This window comes from Pseudoclavibacter terrae, assembly GCF_008831075.1.
Lineage (GTDB): Bacteria > Actinomycetota > Actinomycetes > Actinomycetales > Microbacteriaceae > Pseudoclavibacter > Pseudoclavibacter terrae.
In genome coordinates this window covers 587,395-606,023 of record NZ_WBJX01000001.1, presented here as the reverse complement: position 1 = coordinate 606,023, position 18,629 = coordinate 587,395, and the positions used below count along the sequence as shown (strand labels likewise).

Genomic DNA, 18,629 nt, shown 5'->3' with positions numbered 1-18,629 from the left:
GCCACCTCTTCGTTGCTAGGGATTCTTCTGGGTCAGACCGCGAACGCGCTCGGGGCCCGCGTCCCCCGCTCCGGCACGGGGATGCCGAGGTTGTCGCGCAGGGTCGTTCCCGTGTACTCCTCGCGCAGGGAGCCGCGCTCCTGGAGGATCGGCACGACCTGGTCGACGAACTCGTCGATGCCGCCAGGTGTGAGGTGCGAGCCGATGACCAGCCCGTCAGAGCCGTCGTTCTGCACGAAGTCGTCGATCTCCTCGGCCACCTGGGCGGCGGTGCCGACGAAGCGCACACCGCCGAGCTCGTTGCGGGCGAACTCGCGGATGCTCCATCCGTTCTCCTGCGCCTTCTCCCGCCACCTGCGAACCGTCGCGAGGCGGTCGCCGTAGGTGAAGGCGCGGCCCTCGATGATCGGCGCGCTCTCCCCATCCGGATCGAAGTCCGGCAGCGGGCCGTCGAAGTCGATGTCCGAGAAGTCGCGGTTCCAGACCTGCTCGAGGCGGACCTGGATGGTGCGCGGGCTGAGCTGCTGCTCCGTCACCCAGCGAGCCTTCTCCTGCGCTTCCTCCTGGGTGTCGCCGAGCACGAAGCTCGACTGCGGCAGGATCTTCAGGTCGTCACGGTCGCGGCCGAACCCCTCGACCCGAGCCTTGATGTCGGCGTAGAAGTCGCGTGCTTCCTCGAGGCGCGAGTATGGGGAGAAGATGACGTCGGCGTTGGCTGCCGCGAAGTCCCTGCCCTGCGGAGAGATGCCAGCCTGCACGATGATCGGCCGCCCCTGCGGGCTGCGGGGAACCGTGAAGCGGCCGCTGATGTCGAACTGGCTCGTCTGCACGTCGAAACGTCCCTCGTCGGCGGAATCGAGGAACTGACCGGTCTCCTTGTTCGCGACGACCGCATCCGCCGACCAGGAGTCCCACAGCTCCCGGACGGTGCTGACGGTCTGCTCGGCCCGCTCGTAGCGCTCCGCGTGCGGTAGGAAGCCCCCGCGGCGGAAGTTCGCGCCTGTGAACGCGTCGAACGACGTCACGACGTTCCAGCCGGCACGTCCCCCGGAGAGGTGGTCGAGGCTCGCGAACTGGCGAGCGAGCTCGTACGGCTCGTTGAAGGTGGCGTTGATGGTCCCGACGAGGCCGATGTGCTCGGTCACGGCGGCGATAGCGGCGAGCACCGGGATGGTGTCAGGCCGCCCCGAGATGTCGTGGTCGAAGATCTCGCCAAGCCGCGAGCGCAGCGCGAGGCCCTCGGCGAGGAAGAAGTAGTCGAACTTCCCGGCCTCGGCCTTCTGCGCCACGTGCTTGAACGTCGAGAACTCGATCTGGCTGCCCGCCTCCGGGTGCTCCCACAGCGTGTGCTCGTTGACCCCGCCGACGTAGGCCGCGAGGATGATCTGCTTCTTCGTCATGGTGATCTCCTGATCGGGGTCTGGTCTAGACGGCGGCGTAGCGGTTGGGCACGGTGGTCTCGAGGCCGAGGAGGCCTCGCAGGGTGCGTTCCTCGTAGCGCTCCCGGAAGAGGCCCTTGCGCTGCAGGAGCGGGACGACGTCCGTGACGATGCGCGGCAGGTCGTCGGTCACGACGCCGGGGTGCAGGCGGAAGCCGTCGTAGCCGAGGCCGGCGAGCGTCTCGAAGTGCTCGACGAGCTCCTCGGCTGAGCCCGCGAAGACCGCTGGCGGCTCCCCGAGCGCGCGCCCCGTCGCGTTGAGGCGGTTGAGGCGGGCGGATGCCGTCTCCTCAGGCCCGTCGAGGAACACTGCGAGGTCGACGAACACCGAAAGCTCGGCGTCCCTCCCGACCTGCTGCTCCGCGGCCCGCACCTCGCCCAGGATGCGCACGGCCGACGCGACGTCGGTCGGCGTCACGAAGAGCAGATCCGCACTGGCGGCCGCGAACTCGTACGGCACCTGAGCGTGGCCGAGCGCCGCGACGATCGGCTGCCCCTGCGGCGGCCGGGGCGTGATGGACGGCCCGCGAACGCTGAACCACTTGCCCTCGAACTCGATGCGGTGCACCTTCGCCGCGTCGAGGAACCGGTCGGTGGAGGCGTCCCGGATCTCCGCGTCGTCCTCCCAGCTGTCCCAGAGCCTGCGCACGACCTCGACGAAGTCGTTGGCCTCCGCGAACAGCTCGCCGACGAGCGGCGCATCCCGACGGCCGAAGTGTGAGTGCTCCGCCCCCGGCGAGACGCGGGCCTGCCAGCCCGCGCGGCCCAGGCTCGTGTAGTCGAGGGTTGCGACGGCCTTCGAGACGTGAAAGGGCTCCGTGTGCGTCGTCGTGACGGTGGGGATGAGGCCGATGTGCTCCGTGACGGGCGAGACGCGGGAGGCGATGAGGAGCGCGTCCAACCGACCCCGGACCTCATCGGTCCGGTTGTCGCCGCGGAGGAACTCGCTGCTCTGCAGCGCGAGCGAGTCCTCGATGGTGACGAAGTCGAGGAGGCCCTGCTCGGCGAGCTGCACGAGCCGTACCCAGTACTCGGGCGTGAAGAGCTCGTCTGGGCGGGCGCTCGGCTCCCGCCAGGCCGCCGGGTGGATGCCGGCGCCATCGAGTGCGACGCCGAGGTGGATTCGGTTGGGGTTCGTCATGGTGCGACGCTAGGCCGCGCCCCGAGTTCGGTCCACGGCACCCGTCGCGGCCCGTTACGCGTCGAAACGCGGGGACATGTTCGTTGAGGGTCCTCGCACCCTTGTCGCGCATGCTGGGACGCATGGCTATCAACGGTGTACTCGCGCAGATCACGGTGTCAGACCTGGCTCAGGCTACGGAATATTACGGCAGGCTCTTCGGGCGGGGTCCAGACGAGAATCCGATGCCGGGCCTCCTGGAGTGGCACTTCACAAGCGAGGCCGGCCTCCAGCTGTGGGCCGACTCGAGTCGCTCGGGGAAATCCACCGTGGTCTTCAACGATGACGACCTCGAGAGTGTCGCCAGGCGGCTCGACGCGGCGAAGATCGAGCACGGCGGGATCGAAGACGCGACTCACTTCCAGATCCTCCAGGTGCTCGACCCGGAGGGCAATCACGTCGTCTTCACGGGCGCCTCGAGCTAGCCGCGCGCCCCGCCGGGGCTACAGTGTGGCCGTGCACGGGAGCCCGATGAGTCGGGCTGAGAGGGAGTACTCGAACTCCGACCGTTGAACCTGATCTGGGTAATGCCAGCGAAGGGAGTCGACTCACCCGTGCCGTCACGCTCCGACGGAAGGCACGCACATGGAATCCATCACTCGAGACCCACTCGCATTCGGGGTGGGGGCGAGGGTCACCCTCTCGGTCATGTCCGACCGCTACGTCGAGGTGATCCTCGCTGCGGTGGACGCCGCCGACTCCACGGGGCTGATCCTCGAGACGGGTGACGTCAGCACGTACGCGGGCGGCGACGAGCAGGCGCTGTTGCGCTGGCTCACCGACCTCACGCAGCACGTGGCGGCGACCGGACTGCACGCCTCCGTCCAGGTGCTGCTCTCTCGCGGCTGCCCGGGTGAGGCGATCTGCGAGCTGCCGGGCGGGGCGGGCCCTCGGCGGGTGGATGCGCCCCGCGGTCGCCACACTGGGAGCTTCGCGAGCGCAGAATGGGCGCTCTACCCGCTCGAGGACATCGGATCGGACGAGCGGACGCCCGACCACATGCGGGAGATCTACGCCGCCATCGATACGGCGAAGGCGAGCGGCACCTTCGTGGCGTCCGAGCATTTCGTCACGAAGCTCAGCGGGGACCTCGGCCGAGTCCTGGAGACCGTCGTCGCGGCCTGGGCTGGGGTCGGCGCGCACGTGCAGCATGTCACGAGTCACCTCACGGTCTCGCTCAACAGCCCAAGCCACGCGGCGGGCGCGGAGACGGGAGCGCACGCATGAGCCTCAAGCTGCGCGACATCGTGCTCATGGTCGTGCTCGGCACGGTCTTCGGCTTCCTCTACTGGGCGCTGGTGCAGGCCTGGACGGCGCTCTCGATCGCGATGGGGCCTGCGGGCGACCTCGCCCAGCACTTCCTCTTCGGCGGCTGGCTGCTGGTCGCGCCCATCGCGATCGCCATCATCCGGCGGCCGTTCGTCGGCGTGATCGCTGAAGTGCTCGCCTCGGTCATCGAGGTCGTGTTCCTCGGCTCGGCGGTCGGCCCGCTGCTGTTCGTCGCGGCCGCGCTGCAGGGCATCGGCAGCGAGCTGCCGTTCGCGATCGGCCGGTACCGGAAGTACGGCTGGCTGCGGTACGCCATCTCCGGTGCGCTGGGTGCTGGCCTCGTGTTCTTCTACTCGGCGTTCCGCTCAGGCTGGTACGGGCAGGAGATCCTCTTCCTGCGCTTCGGCATCCAGCTCGCGTCCGGCATCATCCTCGGCGGCCTCCTCGCGAAGCTCATCGTGGACTCGCTCGTGCGCACGGGCGTGCTCGACAACTTCGCGATCGTGCAGGACACGAAGCCCATGGCCGTGCGCCGTGCGGCCTGACGCCTCGCCCACGGAGAGCTCCGGACTCGATATCGAGGCACACGACTTCGAGGTGATCCACTCCTCGGGCGACGGGCTCGGGCCGGTGGACCTGCGGGTCGAGCCGGGTGAGCACGTGCTGGTCATCGGGCCGTCCGGTTCCGGGAAGTCGACGCTGCTGCAGGCGCTGAGCGGGGTCATCCCCCACGCCGTGCCAGCACAGGTGAGCGGGACCATGCGCGTCTGCGGCCTGGACACGCAGGAGCACGACGTGCCGACGATCTCGCGGAACCTGTCCGTCGTGGCGCAGAACCCGGCCTCGTCGGTGTGCCTCCCCGACGTGGCTGACGAGGTCGCCTTCCCGCTCGAGAACCATGCGTGGCCGCGGCCGTCGATCGGGCCTGCCGTGAATGCGGCGCTCGAGCTCGTCGGAGCCACCTCGCTGGCCGGCCGGCGGTCGGCGACGCTCTCCGGCGGGGAGACGCAGCGGGTGGCGCTCGCCGCGGCCGTCGTCACCCGGCCCAGGGTGCTCGTGCTCGACGAACCCACGTCCATGCTCGACCCGGAGGGCATCGCATCCGTCCGCCGAGCCATCGACGCCGCGTCCGCGCATGCATCGACGGTCGTGCTCGTCGAGCACCGCCTCGACGAGTTCGCGGGGGCTCGCGGCATCGCGGGTCTGCCCGCTCGCACGGTGGTCGTCGGCCGCGGCGGGGTCATCGCCCACGACGGCGCCACTGCCCAGGTGCTGCTCGATAACGCGGCCGAACTCCAGGAGTCCGGATGCTGGCTGCCGCTCGAAGCGGAGCTCACCGCCACGACAGGGCTGAGCGGAGGTCTCGCGAACACGGCCGTGGCCGGAGCGGTCGCCACGCTCGGGGAAGGCGCACCGCCCCCGACCACCACGCCCCCAGGATCGAGCGCGGCCTGCGGTCCTTCCCTGCGCGTGGAGTCGCTCGACGTCGTCGCAGGAGGGGCGCCGAGGCGGAGGCGCACTGCTGCCGCGGCCGCAGCTGGGAGCGGCGCCGTGCTCCGCGACGTGAGCTTCGAACTCCGCGCGGGCGAGGTCGTGGCGCTCCTCGGGCGCAACGGATGCGGCAAGTCGAGCCTGCTGCGCACCCTCGCCGGCCTGGCACGACCGGCTGGCGGGACCATCCACGGCCCGCGCCCCGGCCTCATCTTCCAGAACCCCGAGCACCAGTTCGCGCAGACCACGGTCCGGCGGGAGATGGAGCACGGGCTCGGGCCCGGCGACGCCGAACGCGTCAGCGGGCTCGTCGAGCGCTTCGACCTCACTCACTACCTCGACCACAACCCCTACCGGCTCTCCGGCGGGCAGCAGCGGCGGCTCAGCATCGCGGCCATGCTCGCGCACGACCGGCCGTTCCTCCTCGCCGACGAACCGGGGTTCGGCCTCGACCGGCGCTCGAGCATCGCGGCCATGCGCGAGCTCGAGCGCACGGCGGCGTCCGGATGCGGTGTGCTCTTCTCGAGCCACGAGCTTCGGGCCGTGTGCGCGCATGCCCATCGCGTGCTCGTGCTCGGCGACGGCGGACTCCTCGCCGACACGACGCCGTTCGAGCTGCTGCGCGACCCCGCGCTCCTGGAAGCGGCGGGCCTCGAGCGCACGCCGCTGCTCGCCTGGCTCGTCCAGCAGGATCTCCCGGAAGCGCACGCGCGGCGGATCCTCCGCAGGCTCGACGAAGCCGCCGTGCAGGTGGCCGCGTGAGCGGGACGACTCGGCCAGCGGGCCGGTACCTGGAGCGTCGCAACCCGACCGTGAAGCTCGCGGTGCTGTTCGCCTGCTCCCTCGCGACGCTGTTCGTCCTCAACCCGGTGACGCTCGGCGTGCTGACGATGCTCGCCGTCGTCGCCGTGCTCACGACGACGCGGCTCGCGCCGCTGCAGCTGCTCGCCGCATCCGTGCCCTTCGTGGCGTTCGGCGTCGGTCTCGTCACCGTCAACGCCCTCAGCCGTCCAGGGACGGAGCTCCTCCCCGATCTGCCCGTTCGGCTCACCAGCGAAGGCCTCGCCATCGGCGTCGCGCTCGCCCTCCGCACCACCGTGATCGGCATGCTGTCGATCGCGTTCATCGCGAGCACCCCGCCTCGCGAGCTCATGACGAGCCTCACCCAGCACGCGATGCTCAGCCCGCGATTCGCGTACGCCCTGCTCGCCGGGTTCCGGCTCCTGCAGCTGCTGCCGAGCGAATGGCTGAGCATCCGCGCCGCGCAGGCCGTGCGGGCACCCCTCGGACGGGACGGCATGCCCCGAACAGGCCTCACGGGATTCGGCTCGGCGGCCTTCGCGCTGCTGGTCGTCTCCATCCGGTCAGGCGAGCGGATCGCACAGGCACTCGAGTCGAGAGGACTCGGCGCGGGCCCTCGCACGGTGTGGCGCCCTGTCGCGTTGGATGCGCGAGACGCCGCCCTCGCCGGCATCGTACTCACGGCGTTCACGCTCACGGCGGCGGCCGGCGCGGCCGCGGGAACGGGACTGTCGCTTGTCTGAGCGGACGCGTCGCCAGCTCACGCTCGTCGGCATGGTGAATCCGCCCACGCACCGCTACGCCGCCGCGTGGCGGCACCCCGATTCCGGCCGCGACTGGCTGCGCGCGCGCTCGTACGTCGACATCGCACGCCTGCTCGAGCGAGGCGGCTTCGACCTGATGTTCCTCCCGGACGCGCTCGCCGTGCCAGAGGACGCGCTCGGCGACGTGGCGACGACACTCGCAAGCGGCGGCAAGGGGGCGGTGACCCTCGATCCCATCACGGTGCTGAGCGTGGTCGCCGGTGCCACCTCTCGAATCGGGCTGGGCGCGACCGTCTCGACGTCGTTCCTGCCGCCGTACGCCATCGCGCGAACGCTCGCGAGCCTCGACCATCTCTCGGAAGGGCGAGTGGCCTGGAACATCGTGACCTCCACGACCGACGCCGAGGCACGCAACATGGGCCTCGAGCGCATCCCGCCGAAGACGCAGCGCTACGACCGAGCCGACCGGGTCGTCAGCCAGGTGCTCGAGCTCATGAGGACCTGGGCACCTGGCGCGCTGGTGCAGGACGAGCGGACGGGCCTGTTCGCGGACCCCAGCCGCGTCGCGCGCACCCCAGCCCCACGCGAGCGCGCCGCACCTCCCGGCCCACTGAGCCTGCCGAGGAGCCCGCAGGGGCATCCGGTGCTCATGCAGGCCGGGGCCTCCCCCCGTGGGATGGAGTTCGCGGCGAAGTGGGCCGAGCTGGTCTTCGTGGCAGCCGACGGAATCGAGGGCAATCGCGCGATCAGGGCGGAGCTGCGAGAGCGCGCACGCTCGGCCGGGCGCGACCCTGACGAGCTGCGAGTATGCGCGGCCATCCAACCCGTCGCGGGATCGACGATGATCGATGCAACGAGGACTCGGGATGCGCTGCTCTCGTTGATCGATGAACCATCGGCGCTGCGCTCACTCGCCCGACTCATGCACGCGGACGCCGGGACGCTGCGACTGGACGAGCCCGCAGCCGACTTCCTCGCCGAGCACCGCGGCGCGACCGGCAGCGACGGCTTCGAGGACATGCTCGCCGCTGTGTGCAGACGCGAGGGGCTCAGCGTCCGAGACCTGGCGCTGCGGCAGTCGCTCGATCAGCTGACGCCGTCACCGACGGGCAGCGGCGAGGCCGTCGCCGAGGAGCTGTGCGAGTGGCAGGATGCCGGAGCCGCCGACGGTTTCGTCGTGACCCCGGCCATCCTGCCCGGCTCGTTCGAGGACTTCGTCGAGCACGTCGTCCCGGAGCTGCGCAGACGCGGGCGCCTCGCAGCCTCGGAAGCACCCGACACGCCCTCGGCCGGCGCGAGGCCGACGCTCCGCTCGCGTCTCGCCGCTCAGCGGTGAGGCCGCACGGCGCAGAGCTCAGCGCTGCGAGCCCCAGCTCGCCGACTGTCCTGCTGCCGCGCGCTGCTGCGGCACACCCCAGGGGTTGGCGTCCTGCAGCGGCTCGGGCAGGGCCTCCTGAGGCGCACCCTGGTAGGCGACGCCGCGCAGGAAGCGGGAGATGGAGGCGGTACCGACCGAGGTCGACGTGTCGTTCGAGGTCGCCGGGTACGGGCCGCCGTGCTGCATGGCCGGAGTGACGGCGACCCCGGTGGGCCACCCGCCGAAGAGGACGCGTCCCGTCTTCCTCGCCAGCCCTGCGACGAGCGATGACAGCGCTGGCGACTGCTCCCCCGCGGCGGCGTGCACGGTGCCAGTGAGGTTGCCGACGTACAGCTCGTCGAGGCTGGGCGCGAGCGAGGCTTCGTCGTCGTACTCGACGATCACGGAGAACGGACCGAAGACCTCGTCGAGCAGCGTCTCGTCGCCCGCCGAGAGCTTGCTCGCGGGCACGGCCACGATCGTCGGCGTCGCCCACACGTTGCCATCGTCGTCGCTGCGCACGGTGCCCTCGGCGACGACGCGCACGCCGTCGGCCGCGAGCACGTCGGCGCGGCGCTGGAGGTAGGCCCGGCCGATGCTCGGGTTCAGAAGGCGGTGCTCCGCGGCCTGCTCGGCCGCCTGCGAGACGCGCAGCTCGAGCTCGCCGGCGGCATCCGTCGTGGGCACCCAGAGGAAGCCGGGCTTCGTGCACAGCTGGCCAGCGGAACCGGCGACGGACGCGGCGTAGCCTGCCGCGATCTCCTCGCCGCGCTCGGCGAGCGCGGCAGCGGTCACGAAGACCGGGTTGACGCTGCCGAGCTCCCCGTAGAACTGGATGGGCCGGGGGCGGGCCGCGGCCTTGTCGGCGAGCAGGCGGCCCACGCGGATCGACCCCGTGAAGGTGCCGACGTCGACGCGGTCGTCCTCGAGCACGGTGACCCCGGCCTGCTGGCCGAGCACAAGCGCGAAGACCCCGTCGGGAGCTCCGGCCGCGCGGAGCGCGTCCTCGACGACGCGCGCCGTCGCGACCGAGAGCTCCGGGTGACCGGAGTGGCCCTTGACGATGAGCGCGCAGCCCGCCGCGAGCGCCGCAGCCGAGTCACCGCCCGCCACCGAGAAGGCGAACGGGAAGTTGGAGGCGGAGAAGTTGACGGCGACGCCGACGGGCACGAGCATCCGGCGCACGTCGGGCCGCGGGCCGAGCACGAAGTCGGGGTCGGCCTCGTCGAGGCGCACGTCGAGGTAGGCGCCGTCTCGGATGACGTCCGCGAAGAGGCGGATCTGCACGGTCGTGCGCTTCAGCTCACCCGTGAGCCTCGCCTGCGCGAGGCCCGTCTCCCGCATGCCGATGGGGATGAGCTCCCCGGCCGCCTGATCGAGGGCGTCCGCGACCGCGATGAGCGCCGACGCACGTTCGGCCGGGGGCGTCGCCGCCCAGACCGGGGCGGCGAGCGCGGATGCCGCGAGGATCTGCTCGAGCTCGGCGTCGCTGGTGTGCGGGGTGGGTGTGCTCATCGATGAGTCCAATCTAGAATTCGAAACCTGCGGGGAACGGGTCTGTCGGGTCGAGCAGGTACTGGCCCATGCCGGTGATCCACGCGCGACCCGTGATGGTGGGGATCACGGCCGCGCGGTCGCCGACCTGCACCTCGTCGATGAGCCGGCCCGTGAAGCTCGTGCCGATGAACGACTCGTTGACGAAATCGGTGTGCAGGGGCAGCTCGCCCCTGGCGTGCAGCTCCGCCATGCGTGCGGACGTGCCGGTGCCGCACGGGGAACGGTCGAACCAGCCGGGGTAGATCGCCATGGCGTGCCGCGAGTGGACCGCGTCGGAGCCCGGCGCGATGAACTCGACGTGGTGGACGTGGTCGACGCCCTCGATCGTCGGATGCCGGGGCGCGTCGTGCGTGTTGATCGCGTCCATGATGGCGAGGCCGGCGCGCAGGATCTCATCCTTGCGGCTTCGGTCGAACGGGAGGTCGAGGTCGTCGAGGTCGACCATGGCGTAGTAGTTCCCGCCGAACGCCAGCGAGTACCGGAGCGCGTCGATGCCGAGTTCCGGCACCGGGACGACGGCGTCGAGGCGTTCGCAGAAGCTGGGCACGTTCTCGATGGTAACGCTAACAGCGCGTCCTTCGCACACTTCCACACGAGCGATCACGAGGCCGGCCGGCGTATCCAGCCGGATCACCGTCTCCGGCTCCTGCACCTCGACCATCCCCGTCTCGACCAACACCGTCGCTGTCCCGATCGTGCCGTGCCCGCACATCGGGAGCAGACCGGAGACCTCGATGTAGAGGACCCCGAAGTCGGCGTCGGGTCGCGTCGGCGGTTGCAGGATGCTCCCGCTCATGGCGGAGTGCCCACGCGGCTCGCGCATGAGGAACGTGCGCAGGTCGTCACGGTGCTCCTGCACGTAGAGGCGCTTCTCGTTCATGGTCGCGCCGGGGATCACCCCGACTCCGCCCGTGACGACCCTGGTCGGCATCCCCTCGGTGTGGGAGTCGACGGCGGAGATGACTCGTGATGCTCGCATGTCAGTTGACCTCAGGCTGTGGAGTGGAAGGTGCGAACCTACTGGAGGGCGGCGAGGGCGTCGAGGGCGCGCTGCGTGTCGGCGCGCACCTGCGCCTCCATGGCCTGCGTGAGCGCCGCGCGCGGCGGACGGCAGGGCCCGCCGTTGCGGCCGACCATGTCCATCCCGAGCTTGATGGCCTGCACGAACTCCGGGCGCGAGTCCCAGCGGAAGGCGGCGATGAGGCTCTTGTAGATCTCGCGCGCCTCGACGTAGCGGCCAGCGGCCATGTTGTCGTAGATCGCGACGGCCTCCGCGGGGAACACGTTGGGGTAGCCCGCGAACCAGCCCGTCGCGCCGTCGATCATGAGCTCGAAGAGCACGTCGTCGCTGCCCGCGATGATGTCGATGCTCGACCCGGCCGCCTCGCAGGCCTCCTGGATCTCGAACGCGCGCCGCACGTCCCCGGAGAACTCCTTGACGGCGACGATGCCGTCGATCTTCGCGATCTCGGCGACGAGGTTCGGCGTGATGTCGACCTTCGTGTCCAGCGGGTTGTTGTAGATCATGACGGGCAGGCCGACCTCCGCGACCTTCGCGAAGTGCTCGACGACGTCGGCGTCCGCCGAGCGGTACATGGTCGGCGGGAGGCAGAGCACGCCGTGGGCGCCGTCCTCCTTCGCGAGCTGCGTCCAGTGCTGGGCCTGGTGCCAGCCGGGTCCGTGCACGCCCGCGACGACGATGCCGCGGTCGCCGACGGTCTCGACGGCCACCTGCACGACCTTGCGTCGCTCCTCGTCGGTGAGGGACGAGTACTCGCCGAGCGAGCCGTTCGGGCCGACACCCCGGCAGCCGTTCTCGATGAGCCAGTTGCAGTGCTCGGCGTACGCGTCGTAGTCGACGGCGAGTCCGGCGGGTGCCGAGGCGTCCTCCTTGTATGGGAGGGCCGTCGCGACGACGACGCCGCCGAGGTCGAGGTGCGTGGAAGCTGCTTCGGTCATGGGTCTTGCCTTCCTGTCAGGGGATGCTGCTCTTCTGAGATGCCTGCCAGCTCTGCGAGCCGGATGGGGGTCTGGATGGGGCGGCGGTCGACGATGCCCTCGTCGAGTTCACCGGTTGAGCCTGTCGCGGCCTGCAGCAGCTCTTCGGCGCTGCGGCCGCAGATGCGTGCCTGGCAGATGCCCAGGCCGGCGCGGGTGGCGAGCTTCTGGGAGCGCAGGCTGCGTGAGCCGGTGGCGGCAGCCTTCCGGCGGAGCTGGCCCGCGGTGACCTCCTCGCATCGGCACACGATCGTGTCGTCGCGGAGCCAGTCCTGCCAGCCCGGGCGCACTCCATGGGCGGCATCGATGCGCGCGGCGAACGCGCCGAAGACCGCGCGCTTGCGCTGAGCGTCGCTGACCTGAGCGTCCCTGGACGACCCGCCGGCGCCGCAGTGCCCCGCGACTCGCCCCTCCGCGAGCGAGAGGTCGACGCCCCCGATGCCGGTCACCTCCCCGGCCGCGTAGACGCCTCCCGCGCTCGTCGCGCACGACTCGTCAATGACCACGAATCTGTCATCGCCCAGCGCGCAGCCGGCCGCGATCGCGACCTCGAGGCGGGGCGTGAACCCGTGGGTGACGCACACGGCGTCGCAGGCCACCTGCCGCTCACTACCCGGGATCGGCCGCCACTCGGCGTCGACGCTGGCGATCGTCACGCGCTCGACTCGGCCGTCGCCGTGCGCCTCCACGACGGCCTCGCCGACGCGGTACGGGATGCGGTGACGCAGCTGACCTGCCACGTAGCCGAAGAGCTCGCTCACCTTGCCCGGCGCACCGGCCAGCTGCCACGGCCTGGGCAGCCAGCCGGAGGCGAGGCGCGGGATGCGGTTGGCTTCGACGACCTCGATGACGCGCGAACCCACCTGCGCGAGGGACGCAGCGACGGGCAGCAGGAACGGGCCGGCACCCGCGACGACGACGTTGCCGCCGACCGCGATGCGCTCGCTCTTCGCGAAGGCCTGGGCAGCCCCGCCCGTGGAGACCCCGGGCAGGTCCCAGCCCGGGAACGGGAGGGTGCGGTCGTGGGCACCGGTCGCGATGACGATGGCGTCCGGCCCGAGCGTCGACGGAACGCGTGTCGCGGCATCCGCAGGACCGGTCAGCAGCTGGAGCGTCGGGATGCCGAGGCCGGCACCGTGACCCGCCGCAGTCGGCGCATCCACGGCCCACACGCTGGTCTCGGCCAGCACGGTGATGTCGGGGGTCGAGCGAACTCGACGCTCAAGGTCCTGGTAGGTCGACCAGCCGTGGTGCAGAACGGCCTGACCGTGACCGTCGCGCTCGCCCGGCAGGTGTCGCCAGTACTGGCCGCCGAGCTCGCGACCCGACTCGATGAGCGTCACGCGGGCGCCGTGCTCGGCTGCGGCCACTGCGGCCGCGAGACCAGCTGGTCCCCCGCCGACGACGGCGACGTGGCGCCGTCCACGCTGCGTCGAGGTCATTGCGAGCTCACCTCGTCCCCGTCGCACGCGCGTCGCTGACAGGCGCGCACATCCGGAACCCCGTCGACGGTGACGAGGCAGTCGAAGCACACACCGATGCCGCAGAACAGTCCGCGGGGCCTGCCCGCGACCGCCGTCTCGCGCCAGGCGACGCGGCCGGAGCCGAGGAGGACACCCGCGATGCTCTGCCCCGCGATGCCCTCGACGGGCTCGCCGTCGACCGTGATGCGGACGGGCTTCTCGACCCCGTCGCCCCGGACTGCACGTTCGCTCATGCGACGGCCTCCAACTCGGCGGCGAGGGTCGGTCGAGACGGAGCGAACTGGGTGGCGTCGATCTGCGTCGGCGCCCCGTCCATAAGGTCGCCGATGAGCGTGGCCGTTGGCAGCGAGAGGCCGATGCCGGCCCCCTCGTGGCCCGTCGCGTGCCACAGACCCGGAAGTCGTGGATCGGCACCGATGAGGGGCAGGTGATCGGGCATGTACGGGCGGAACCCGGAGTAGCTGCGGATGATCGCCGTCTCGGTGAGGAACGGGAAGATCGAGATGGCCTTCCTCGCGAGCTCGCTCAGCACATTGGCGCGGAACGCGTCGTCGAAGCCCACCTGCTCGCGGCTCGAGCCGATGAGCACCGTGCCGCCCGGTGTCGACTCCACGACGCTCGAGGTCATGAGGGCGACGTCACCGGAACCGACGGCACCGACGTAGTCGGCGTCGTAGACCTTGTGGAACACCCGCTGCGGCATCTTCGCCGTGACGAGCACAACGCCCCGTCGCGGCCGGACGGGCAGCGGTGCGCCAAGGAGCGCCGACACCTCACCCGACCAGGGTCCGGCGGCGACGACGACGTCACGACCGTGCACGTCTCCCGCAGTCGTGCGAACGCCGACGAGCCTGCCGCCGTCGCGGAGGGCGCCCGTCACCTCGTGGTGCTCCAGGATGCTCGCCCCGCGCAGGTGCGCGAGGGCGACGAGCGCCTCGGTCGCGATGGTCGGCTGCACCTGGCTGTCGCCCGGGTACCAGACGGCTGCGGTCATGCGATCGGTGAGCCACGGCTCGAGCCTGCGCGCCTCGGAGATCGTGACCGGCTCGGCCGCGACGTCGGCGGTGCGCTGCGTGGCCGCGAAGTCGAGGAGCGCGGACGCTCCCCCATCGGTCGTCGCGACGACGAGGCCGCCCTTGGCCTCGAACTCGATGTCTGGGAAGTCGTCGCCGAGCTCCTCGCGGAAGCTGCCCGAGAGCTTGGACCAGGCGGCGTTCGCGAGCTTCGAGAGCTCGAGCTCGGCGCCGGGCCCCTTGTCGGAGACGAGGAGGTTGCCCTCGCAGTGCGCGCTGGTGCCGCTCGCGACGCGACCGCGCTCGACGAGCGCCACGCGCCGGCCTCGGCCGGCGAGCTCAGCCGCGCAGGCAGCGCCCACGATGCCACCGCCGATCACGACGACGTCGTAGCTGCTCATCCCGCACCTCCATCACAGTAATATGTCACACACCAGTTGGTCGTGCAAGCCTGGCCCGCCCCGCATCCGGGACGGGCCAGGTCGTGGTCAGCCCAGGTAGGCCTCGATGACCGCCTTGTCCTTCGCCAGATCGGACGCGAGCCCGGAGAGTGTCACATGCCCGTGCTCGATGACGTACGCGCGGTGCGCGACCTTGAGCGCCGCCCGCGCATTCTGCTCGACGAGCAGCACCGTCGCGCCACGCTCGTTGATGCGCCCGATGAGCTCCATCACCTGCTTCACGACAAGCGGCGCCAGTCCCATCGACGGCTCGTCGAGCAGCAGCAGCTTCGGGCCGCCGACGTACGCTCGCGCGATCGCGACCATCTGCTGCTCGCCACCCGAGAGGGTGCCGCCCTGCTGCGTGCGCCGCTCGAGCAGCCGCGGCATGAGCTCGTAGCACTCCTCGACACGATCGGCCACGACCTTCGGGTCCTTGACCTGGTAGCCGCCGAGCAGGAGGTTCTCGTGCACCGACATGGTCGAGAAGATCCGACGCCCCTCAGGCACGTGGATGAGCCCGTCGCGCACGAGGTCCCACGGCTTGGCGCTCGAGATGTCCTTGCCGCGCCAGGTGATCGTGCCGCTCTTTGCTCTGGCGAGCCCGGAGAGCATCGTGAGCGTGCTGGTCTTGCCAGCACCGTTGTTGCCGAGCAGCGAGACGACCTCACCCTCGTTCACCTCGATCGACAGCCCCCGCAGCGCCTGCACACGCCCGTAGAAGAGGTCGACGTCCTTCACCTCGAGTTCAGCGCTCATGACCGTTCCTCCCCCGCGGAGCCCTGCTCCGCGATGTCCGCTTCGTCGATCCGGTCGTGGAGGGCGCGTGGCCGTCCGGGAGCATCGAGCCGCTCTTCGGCGACCTCCTCCGCGACCTCGTCCTCCGGGTCCTCGACCCCCAGGTACGCCTCGATGACCCTCGGGTCGTTCTTGACGTCCTCCGGCAGGCCGTCGGCGATCTCCCGGCCGAAGTTGAGCACGATCACGCGCTCGGAGATCTCCATCACGAGGCCCATGTCGTGCTCGATGAGCACGATGCCGACCCCGAGGTCCCTGATCTTGCGGATGAGGGCGATCAGCTCCTGCTTCTCGTTGTGATTGAGACCGGCCGCGGGCTCGTCGAGCAGCAGCAGCTTGGGCTGCGTGGCCAGCGCGCGGGCGATCTCCACGCGCCGCTGCTCGCCGTAGGGCAGCTGCGACGCGAGCAGGTCGTCGTCGAGCGAGTAGCCGACGAAGTCGAGCCAGCCGCGCGCGTCCTCGAGCGCCTGCGCCTCGATCTTCTTGTAGCCGATCGTGTGCAGCATCGTCTGGAACACGTTCTGCCGGATGCGCGCGTGCATGGCGGTCTTCACGTTGTCGATGACCGACATGTCGCGGAACATGCGCACGTTCTGGAACGTGCGACTCAGCCCGAGGCGCGTGATCGACGACGGCTGCTTGCGCATGATGTCGACGCCGTCGAAGGTGATCGTGCCCGACGTCGGCCGGTAGAAGCCCGTGATGCAGTTGAACGCGCTCGTCTTGCCGGCCCCGTTCGGGCCGATCACCGAGATGATCTCGCCCGCGTAGGCGTCGAACGACGTGCCGTCGACGGCCTTCACACCACCGAACTGCAGGCGCAGGTCGCGGACGGAGAGCAGCGGCTCCCCCTCGTGCGCCCGCCTGAACTCCTCGGCGACCGCGGTCACCGACTCCGTCTTCGGCACATCGATGGGCGCGGTCCCGTAGACCTCGCCCGTGCCTGAACCCTGGCTCATGCCTGCTCCTTCGAGAGGTCGATGTTGGCATCCGGCGCCTCATGGGCGGAGAACCCGTCCTTCGGGGACGGCGGCTCGCCCTTGGCCCGCGACTTGAGGAACGGCAGGATGGCGGTCGCCGGCCAGATGCCCTGCGGCCGGAAGATCATCATGACCACCAGCAGCACGCCGAAGACGAGGAAGCGCCAGTCGGAGAAGTCGCGGAGGATCTCGGGCAGCAGCGAGACGAGCAGGGCGCCGACGATGACGCCCGGGATCGAGCCCATGCCGCCGAGCACGACCGCCATGAGCAGCAGCGCCGAGTTGAGGAACACGAACGAGGTCGGGCTGATGGCCGTCTGGTGGGCCGCCATGAGCACGCCGGCGAGGCCGCCGAACACCGCGCCGAGCACGTACGCGCCGAGCTTCGTCGTGTAGGTGTTGACGCCCATCGCCTCTGCGGCGTCCTCGTCGTCCTTGATGGCGCGCCAGGCGCGACCCATCTTGCCCTTGCCGAGCCGAGAGGCCGCGATGATCGCGGCGCCTCCCGCGATGATGACGCAGAGGAAGTACAGCAGGATCTTGCCGTTGAACTCGATGCCGCCGACCGTGAGGCCGTCGGCGAACGACCAGCCGAAGAACTCGAACGTGTCGATGCCGGAGATGCCCGACGGTCCGCCCGTGACCTCCAGGTTGTTCGCGGTGAGCCGGATGATCTCGCCGAAGCCGAGCGTGACGATCGCGAGGTAGTCGCTGCGCAGGCGCAGCGTCGGCCCGCCGATGATGAGCCCGGCAAGGATGCACGCCACGATGACGAACGGGATCGTCGCGATGAGCGGCATGTCCAGCAGCGTGTTGAGTACGCCCGCCGTGTACGCGCCGACCGCGAAGAAGGCGTAGTAGCCGAGGTCGAGGAGGCCCGCGTAGCCGACGACGATGTTGAGGCCCATCGCGAGCATGATGTAGATCATCGCGGATGTGCCGATGGAGATGACGTACGGCGTCGCGTTGATGAACGGGAGCAGGAAGGCGAAGAGGAACAGCACGAGCCCCACGAGGTTCATGAAGGTCTTCGGGTTCCGGATGCCGGTGCGCGGCGTGGGCCGCTCGACGGTGGGCGCTGGCGCCTGGAGTCTGATGTCGGTCATGGGGTCACATCCGTTCCACGACGCGGGCACCGAGGATGCCGGTCGGTCTGAAGGACAGGAAGAGGATCAGGCACGCGAACGAGAACACGTCTCGCCACTCGCCGCCGAGCCAGTGGGTGCCGAACGCCTCGAGCAGGCCGAGCACGAGACCGCCGAGCATGGCGCCGTAGAGGTTCCCGATGCCGCCGATGACGGCTGCGGTGAACGCCTTCAACCCGATGACGAAGCCCGCGAGGAAGTCGATCGTGCCGTAGTAGGCACCCGCCATGACGCCGGCGGCGCCTGCGAGGGCGGAGCCGATGAAGAAGGTGCGCGAGATGACCTTGTTGACGTTGACGCCCATGAGCTGCGCGGCGGTGGGGTCGAGCGCGATGGCGCGCATGGCTCGCCCGTCGCGCGAGCGCATGATGTAGGTGTTGAGGCCGAACATGAGGGCGGCCGCGACGAGCATCATGACGATCTGCGGCATCGTGATGCGGCCGCCCAGGAGGTCGAGCGTCTCGCCTTCGAGACGCGTCGGGTACACCTTCGGGTCGGGCCCGAAGATCTGGCGCACGCCGTACTCGAGGATGAACGACATGCCCACCGCGGTGATGAGCACCGCGAGTCGAGGGCTCGAGCGCAGCGGACGGTAGGCGACCCGCTCGATCGTCACGCCGAGGATGCCCGTGAAGATCATCGCGAGCAGCATGACGAGCAGGATCGAGAGGATGCCGCCCCCGGCGAGGCCGGAGAAGGCCGAGAAGATCGTGAGGCCGGCGAACGCGCCGACCATGTAGACGTCGCCGTGCGCGAAGTTGAGCAGCTTGATGATGCCGTACACCATGCTGTACCCGAGCGCGACGAGCGCGTAGAAGGATCCGACGAAGAGCCCGTCGATGATGAGTTGAATCACAGTGGTTCCTGACTGCAGAAGCGGGCGGGGAGTTCCCTCCCCGCCCGCCGTGGCTGA

The 18,629-nt window shown here is 70.3% G+C and carries 18 protein-coding genes and 1 riboswitch; of the genes, 6 read left to right on the top strand and 12 right to left on the bottom strand.

What is annotated here, in order from left to right; translation table 11 throughout:
- Positions 1–32 precede the first annotated feature (32 nt).
- Positions 33–1,400: an NtaA/DmoA family FMN-dependent monooxygenase gene (locus tag F8O03_RS02795; RefSeq protein ID WP_151422287.1), complete on the bottom strand. Its 1,368-nt coding sequence runs from the start codon at positions 1,398–1,400 to the stop codon at positions 33–35.
- A gap of 25 nt (positions 1,401–1,425) precedes the next feature.
- Positions 1,426–2,580 carry an LLM class flavin-dependent oxidoreductase gene (locus tag F8O03_RS02790; protein ID WP_151422286.1) on the bottom strand — a complete coding sequence of 385 codons (1,155 nt, stop codon included), beginning with the start codon at positions 2,578–2,580 and terminating at the stop codon, positions 1,426–1,428.
- A 122-nt stretch (positions 2,581–2,702) separates the two neighbouring features.
- Between F8O03_RS02790 and F8O03_RS02785 the strand changes: the two genes are divergently transcribed.
- The 6 genes from F8O03_RS02785 (at position 2,703) to F8O03_RS02760 (ending at position 8,280) form a co-directional block, all read left to right on the top strand.
- Positions 2,703–3,044 (top strand): VOC family protein, encoded by a 342-nt coding sequence (locus F8O03_RS02785; protein WP_151422285.1) that lies wholly within the window; start codon positions 2,703–2,705, stop codon positions 3,042–3,044.
- Between the two features lie 25 nt (positions 3,045–3,069).
- Positions 3,070–3,177: riboswitch (TPP riboswitch) on the top strand.
- 27 nt (positions 3,178–3,204) lie between these two features.
- Positions 3,205–3,846 carry a YkoF family thiamine/hydroxymethylpyrimidine-binding protein gene (locus F8O03_RS02780; RefSeq protein ID WP_151422284.1) on the top strand — a complete coding sequence of 214 codons (642 nt, stop codon included), beginning with the start codon at positions 3,205–3,207 and terminating at the stop codon, positions 3,844–3,846.
- A complete protein-coding gene (locus tag F8O03_RS02775; protein ID WP_151422283.1) occupies positions 3,843–4,433 on the top strand; it encodes an ECF transporter S component in 591 nt (196 codons plus the stop codon). Before F8O03_RS02780 ends, F8O03_RS02775 begins: the two co-directional genes overlap by 4 nt.
- Positions 4,423–6,141, top strand: coding sequence for an ABC transporter ATP-binding protein (locus F8O03_RS02770; RefSeq protein ID WP_151422282.1), 1,719 nt, complete (start codon positions 4,423–4,425; stop codon positions 6,139–6,141). Before F8O03_RS02775 ends, F8O03_RS02770 begins: the two co-directional genes overlap by 11 nt.
- Positions 6,138–6,923: an energy-coupling factor transporter transmembrane component T family protein gene (locus tag F8O03_RS02765; RefSeq protein ID WP_167516420.1), complete on the top strand. Its 786-nt coding sequence runs from the start codon at positions 6,138–6,140 to the stop codon at positions 6,921–6,923. Before F8O03_RS02770 ends, F8O03_RS02765 begins: the two co-directional genes overlap by 4 nt.
- Before the next feature lie 31 nt (positions 6,924–6,954).
- The gene (locus tag F8O03_RS02760; RefSeq protein ID WP_244295860.1) at positions 6,955–8,280 is read left to right on the top strand and encodes an NtaA/DmoA family FMN-dependent monooxygenase; all 1,326 of its coding nucleotides are present in this window, start codon (positions 6,955–6,957) and stop codon (positions 8,278–8,280) included.
- Between the two features lie 18 nt (positions 8,281–8,298).
- Here the strand turns inward: F8O03_RS02760 and F8O03_RS02755 are convergent, their stop codons facing one another.
- From F8O03_RS02755 to F8O03_RS02710, 10 genes are all read right to left on the bottom strand, one after another.
- Positions 8,299–9,816 (bottom strand): aldehyde dehydrogenase (NADP(+)), encoded by a 1,518-nt coding sequence (locus tag F8O03_RS02755; protein WP_151422279.1) that lies wholly within the window; start codon positions 9,814–9,816, stop codon positions 8,299–8,301.
- Between the two features lie 13 nt (positions 9,817–9,829).
- Positions 9,830–10,837, bottom strand: a complete 1,008-nt coding sequence (locus F8O03_RS02750; RefSeq protein WP_151422278.1) for a proline racemase family protein — start codon at positions 10,835–10,837, stop codon at positions 9,830–9,832.
- A 38-nt stretch (positions 10,838–10,875) separates the two neighbouring features.
- Positions 10,876–11,817 carry a dihydrodipicolinate synthase family protein gene (locus tag F8O03_RS02745; protein ID WP_104254068.1) on the bottom strand — a complete coding sequence of 314 codons (942 nt, stop codon included), beginning with the start codon at positions 11,815–11,817 and terminating at the stop codon, positions 10,876–10,878.
- Entirely contained in the window at positions 11,814–13,298 is a 1,485-nt protein-coding gene (locus tag F8O03_RS18495; RefSeq protein ID WP_151422277.1) for an FAD/NAD(P)-dependent oxidoreductase, read from the bottom strand. The genes F8O03_RS02745 and F8O03_RS18495 overlap by 4 nt, the downstream gene beginning before the upstream one ends.
- Complete coding sequence (locus tag F8O03_RS02735) at positions 13,295–13,573, bottom strand: (2Fe-2S)-binding protein (RefSeq protein WP_151422276.1); 279 nt, start codon at positions 13,571–13,573, stop codon at positions 13,295–13,297. Before F8O03_RS02735 ends, F8O03_RS18495 begins: the two co-directional genes overlap by 4 nt.
- Entirely contained in the window at positions 13,570–14,754 is a 1,185-nt protein-coding gene (locus tag F8O03_RS02730; RefSeq protein WP_151422275.1) for an NAD(P)/FAD-dependent oxidoreductase, read from the bottom strand. The genes F8O03_RS02735 and F8O03_RS02730 overlap by 4 nt, the downstream gene beginning before the upstream one ends.
- An 87-nt stretch (positions 14,755–14,841) precedes the next feature.
- Positions 14,842–15,552, bottom strand: a complete 711-nt coding sequence (locus F8O03_RS02725) for an ABC transporter ATP-binding protein (protein ID WP_104254072.1) — start codon at positions 15,550–15,552, stop codon at positions 14,842–14,844.
- Entirely contained in the window at positions 15,549–16,550 is a 1,002-nt protein-coding gene (locus F8O03_RS02720) for an ABC transporter ATP-binding protein (protein WP_151422274.1), read from the bottom strand. Before F8O03_RS02720 ends, F8O03_RS02725 begins: the two co-directional genes overlap by 4 nt.
- Entirely contained in the window at positions 16,547–17,677 is a 1,131-nt protein-coding gene (locus F8O03_RS02715) for a branched-chain amino acid ABC transporter permease (RefSeq protein ID WP_104254074.1), read from the bottom strand. Before F8O03_RS02715 ends, F8O03_RS02720 begins: the two co-directional genes overlap by 4 nt.
- 4 nt (positions 17,678–17,681) lie before the next feature.
- A complete protein-coding gene (locus F8O03_RS02710) occupies positions 17,682–18,572 on the bottom strand; it encodes a branched-chain amino acid ABC transporter permease (RefSeq protein ID WP_068479389.1) in 891 nt (296 codons plus the stop codon).
- Positions 18,573–18,629: the final 57 nt, after the last annotated feature.

What these genes read in the sequence shown, in the direction of transcription:
- F8O03_RS18495 (WP_151422277.1), bottom strand. Translation starts at nt 13,298, where the DNA reads ATGACCTCGACGCAGCGTGGACGGCGCCACGTCGCCGTCGTCGGCGGG.
- F8O03_RS02720 (WP_151422274.1), bottom strand. Translation starts at nt 16,550, where the DNA reads ATGAGCCAGGGTTCAGGCACGGGCGAGGTCTACGGGACCGCGCCCATC.
- F8O03_RS02795 (WP_151422287.1), bottom strand. Translation starts at nt 1,400, where the DNA reads ATGACGAAGAAGCAGATCATCCTCGCGGCCTACGTCGGCGGGGTCAAC.
- F8O03_RS02780 (WP_151422284.1), top strand. Translation starts at nt 3,205, where the DNA reads ATGGAATCCATCACTCGAGACCCACTCGCATTCGGGGTGGGGGCGAGG.
- F8O03_RS02730 (WP_151422275.1), bottom strand. Translation starts at nt 14,754, where the DNA reads ATGAGCAGCTACGACGTCGTCGTGATCGGCGGTGGCATCGTGGGCGCT.
- F8O03_RS02775 (WP_151422283.1), top strand. Translation starts at nt 3,843, where the DNA reads ATGAGCCTCAAGCTGCGCGACATCGTGCTCATGGTCGTGCTCGGCACG.
- F8O03_RS02785 (WP_151422285.1), top strand. Translation starts at nt 2,703, where the DNA reads ATGGCTATCAACGGTGTACTCGCGCAGATCACGGTGTCAGACCTGGCT.
- F8O03_RS02725 (WP_104254072.1), bottom strand. Translation starts at nt 15,552, where the DNA reads ATGAGCGCTGAACTCGAGGTGAAGGACGTCGACCTCTTCTACGGGCGT.
- F8O03_RS02755 (WP_151422279.1), bottom strand. Translation starts at nt 9,816, where the DNA reads ATGAGCACACCCACCCCGCACACCAGCGACGCCGAGCTCGAGCAGATC.
- F8O03_RS02735 (WP_151422276.1), bottom strand. Translation starts at nt 13,573, where the DNA reads ATGAGCGAACGTGCAGTCCGGGGCGACGGGGTCGAGAAGCCCGTCCGC.
- F8O03_RS02750 (WP_151422278.1), bottom strand. Translation starts at nt 10,837, where the DNA reads ATGCGAGCATCACGAGTCATCTCCGCCGTCGACTCCCACACCGAGGGG.
- F8O03_RS02715 (WP_104254074.1), bottom strand. Translation starts at nt 17,677, where the DNA reads ATGACCGACATCAGACTCCAGGCGCCAGCGCCCACCGTCGAGCGGCCC.
- F8O03_RS02760 (WP_244295860.1), top strand. Translation starts at nt 6,955, where the DNA reads ATGGTGAATCCGCCCACGCACCGCTACGCCGCCGCGTGGCGGCACCCC.
- F8O03_RS02790 (WP_151422286.1), bottom strand. Translation starts at nt 2,580, where the DNA reads ATGACGAACCCCAACCGAATCCACCTCGGCGTCGCACTCGATGGCGCC.
- F8O03_RS02745 (WP_104254068.1), bottom strand. Translation starts at nt 11,817, where the DNA reads ATGACCGAAGCAGCTTCCACGCACCTCGACCTCGGCGGCGTCGTCGTC.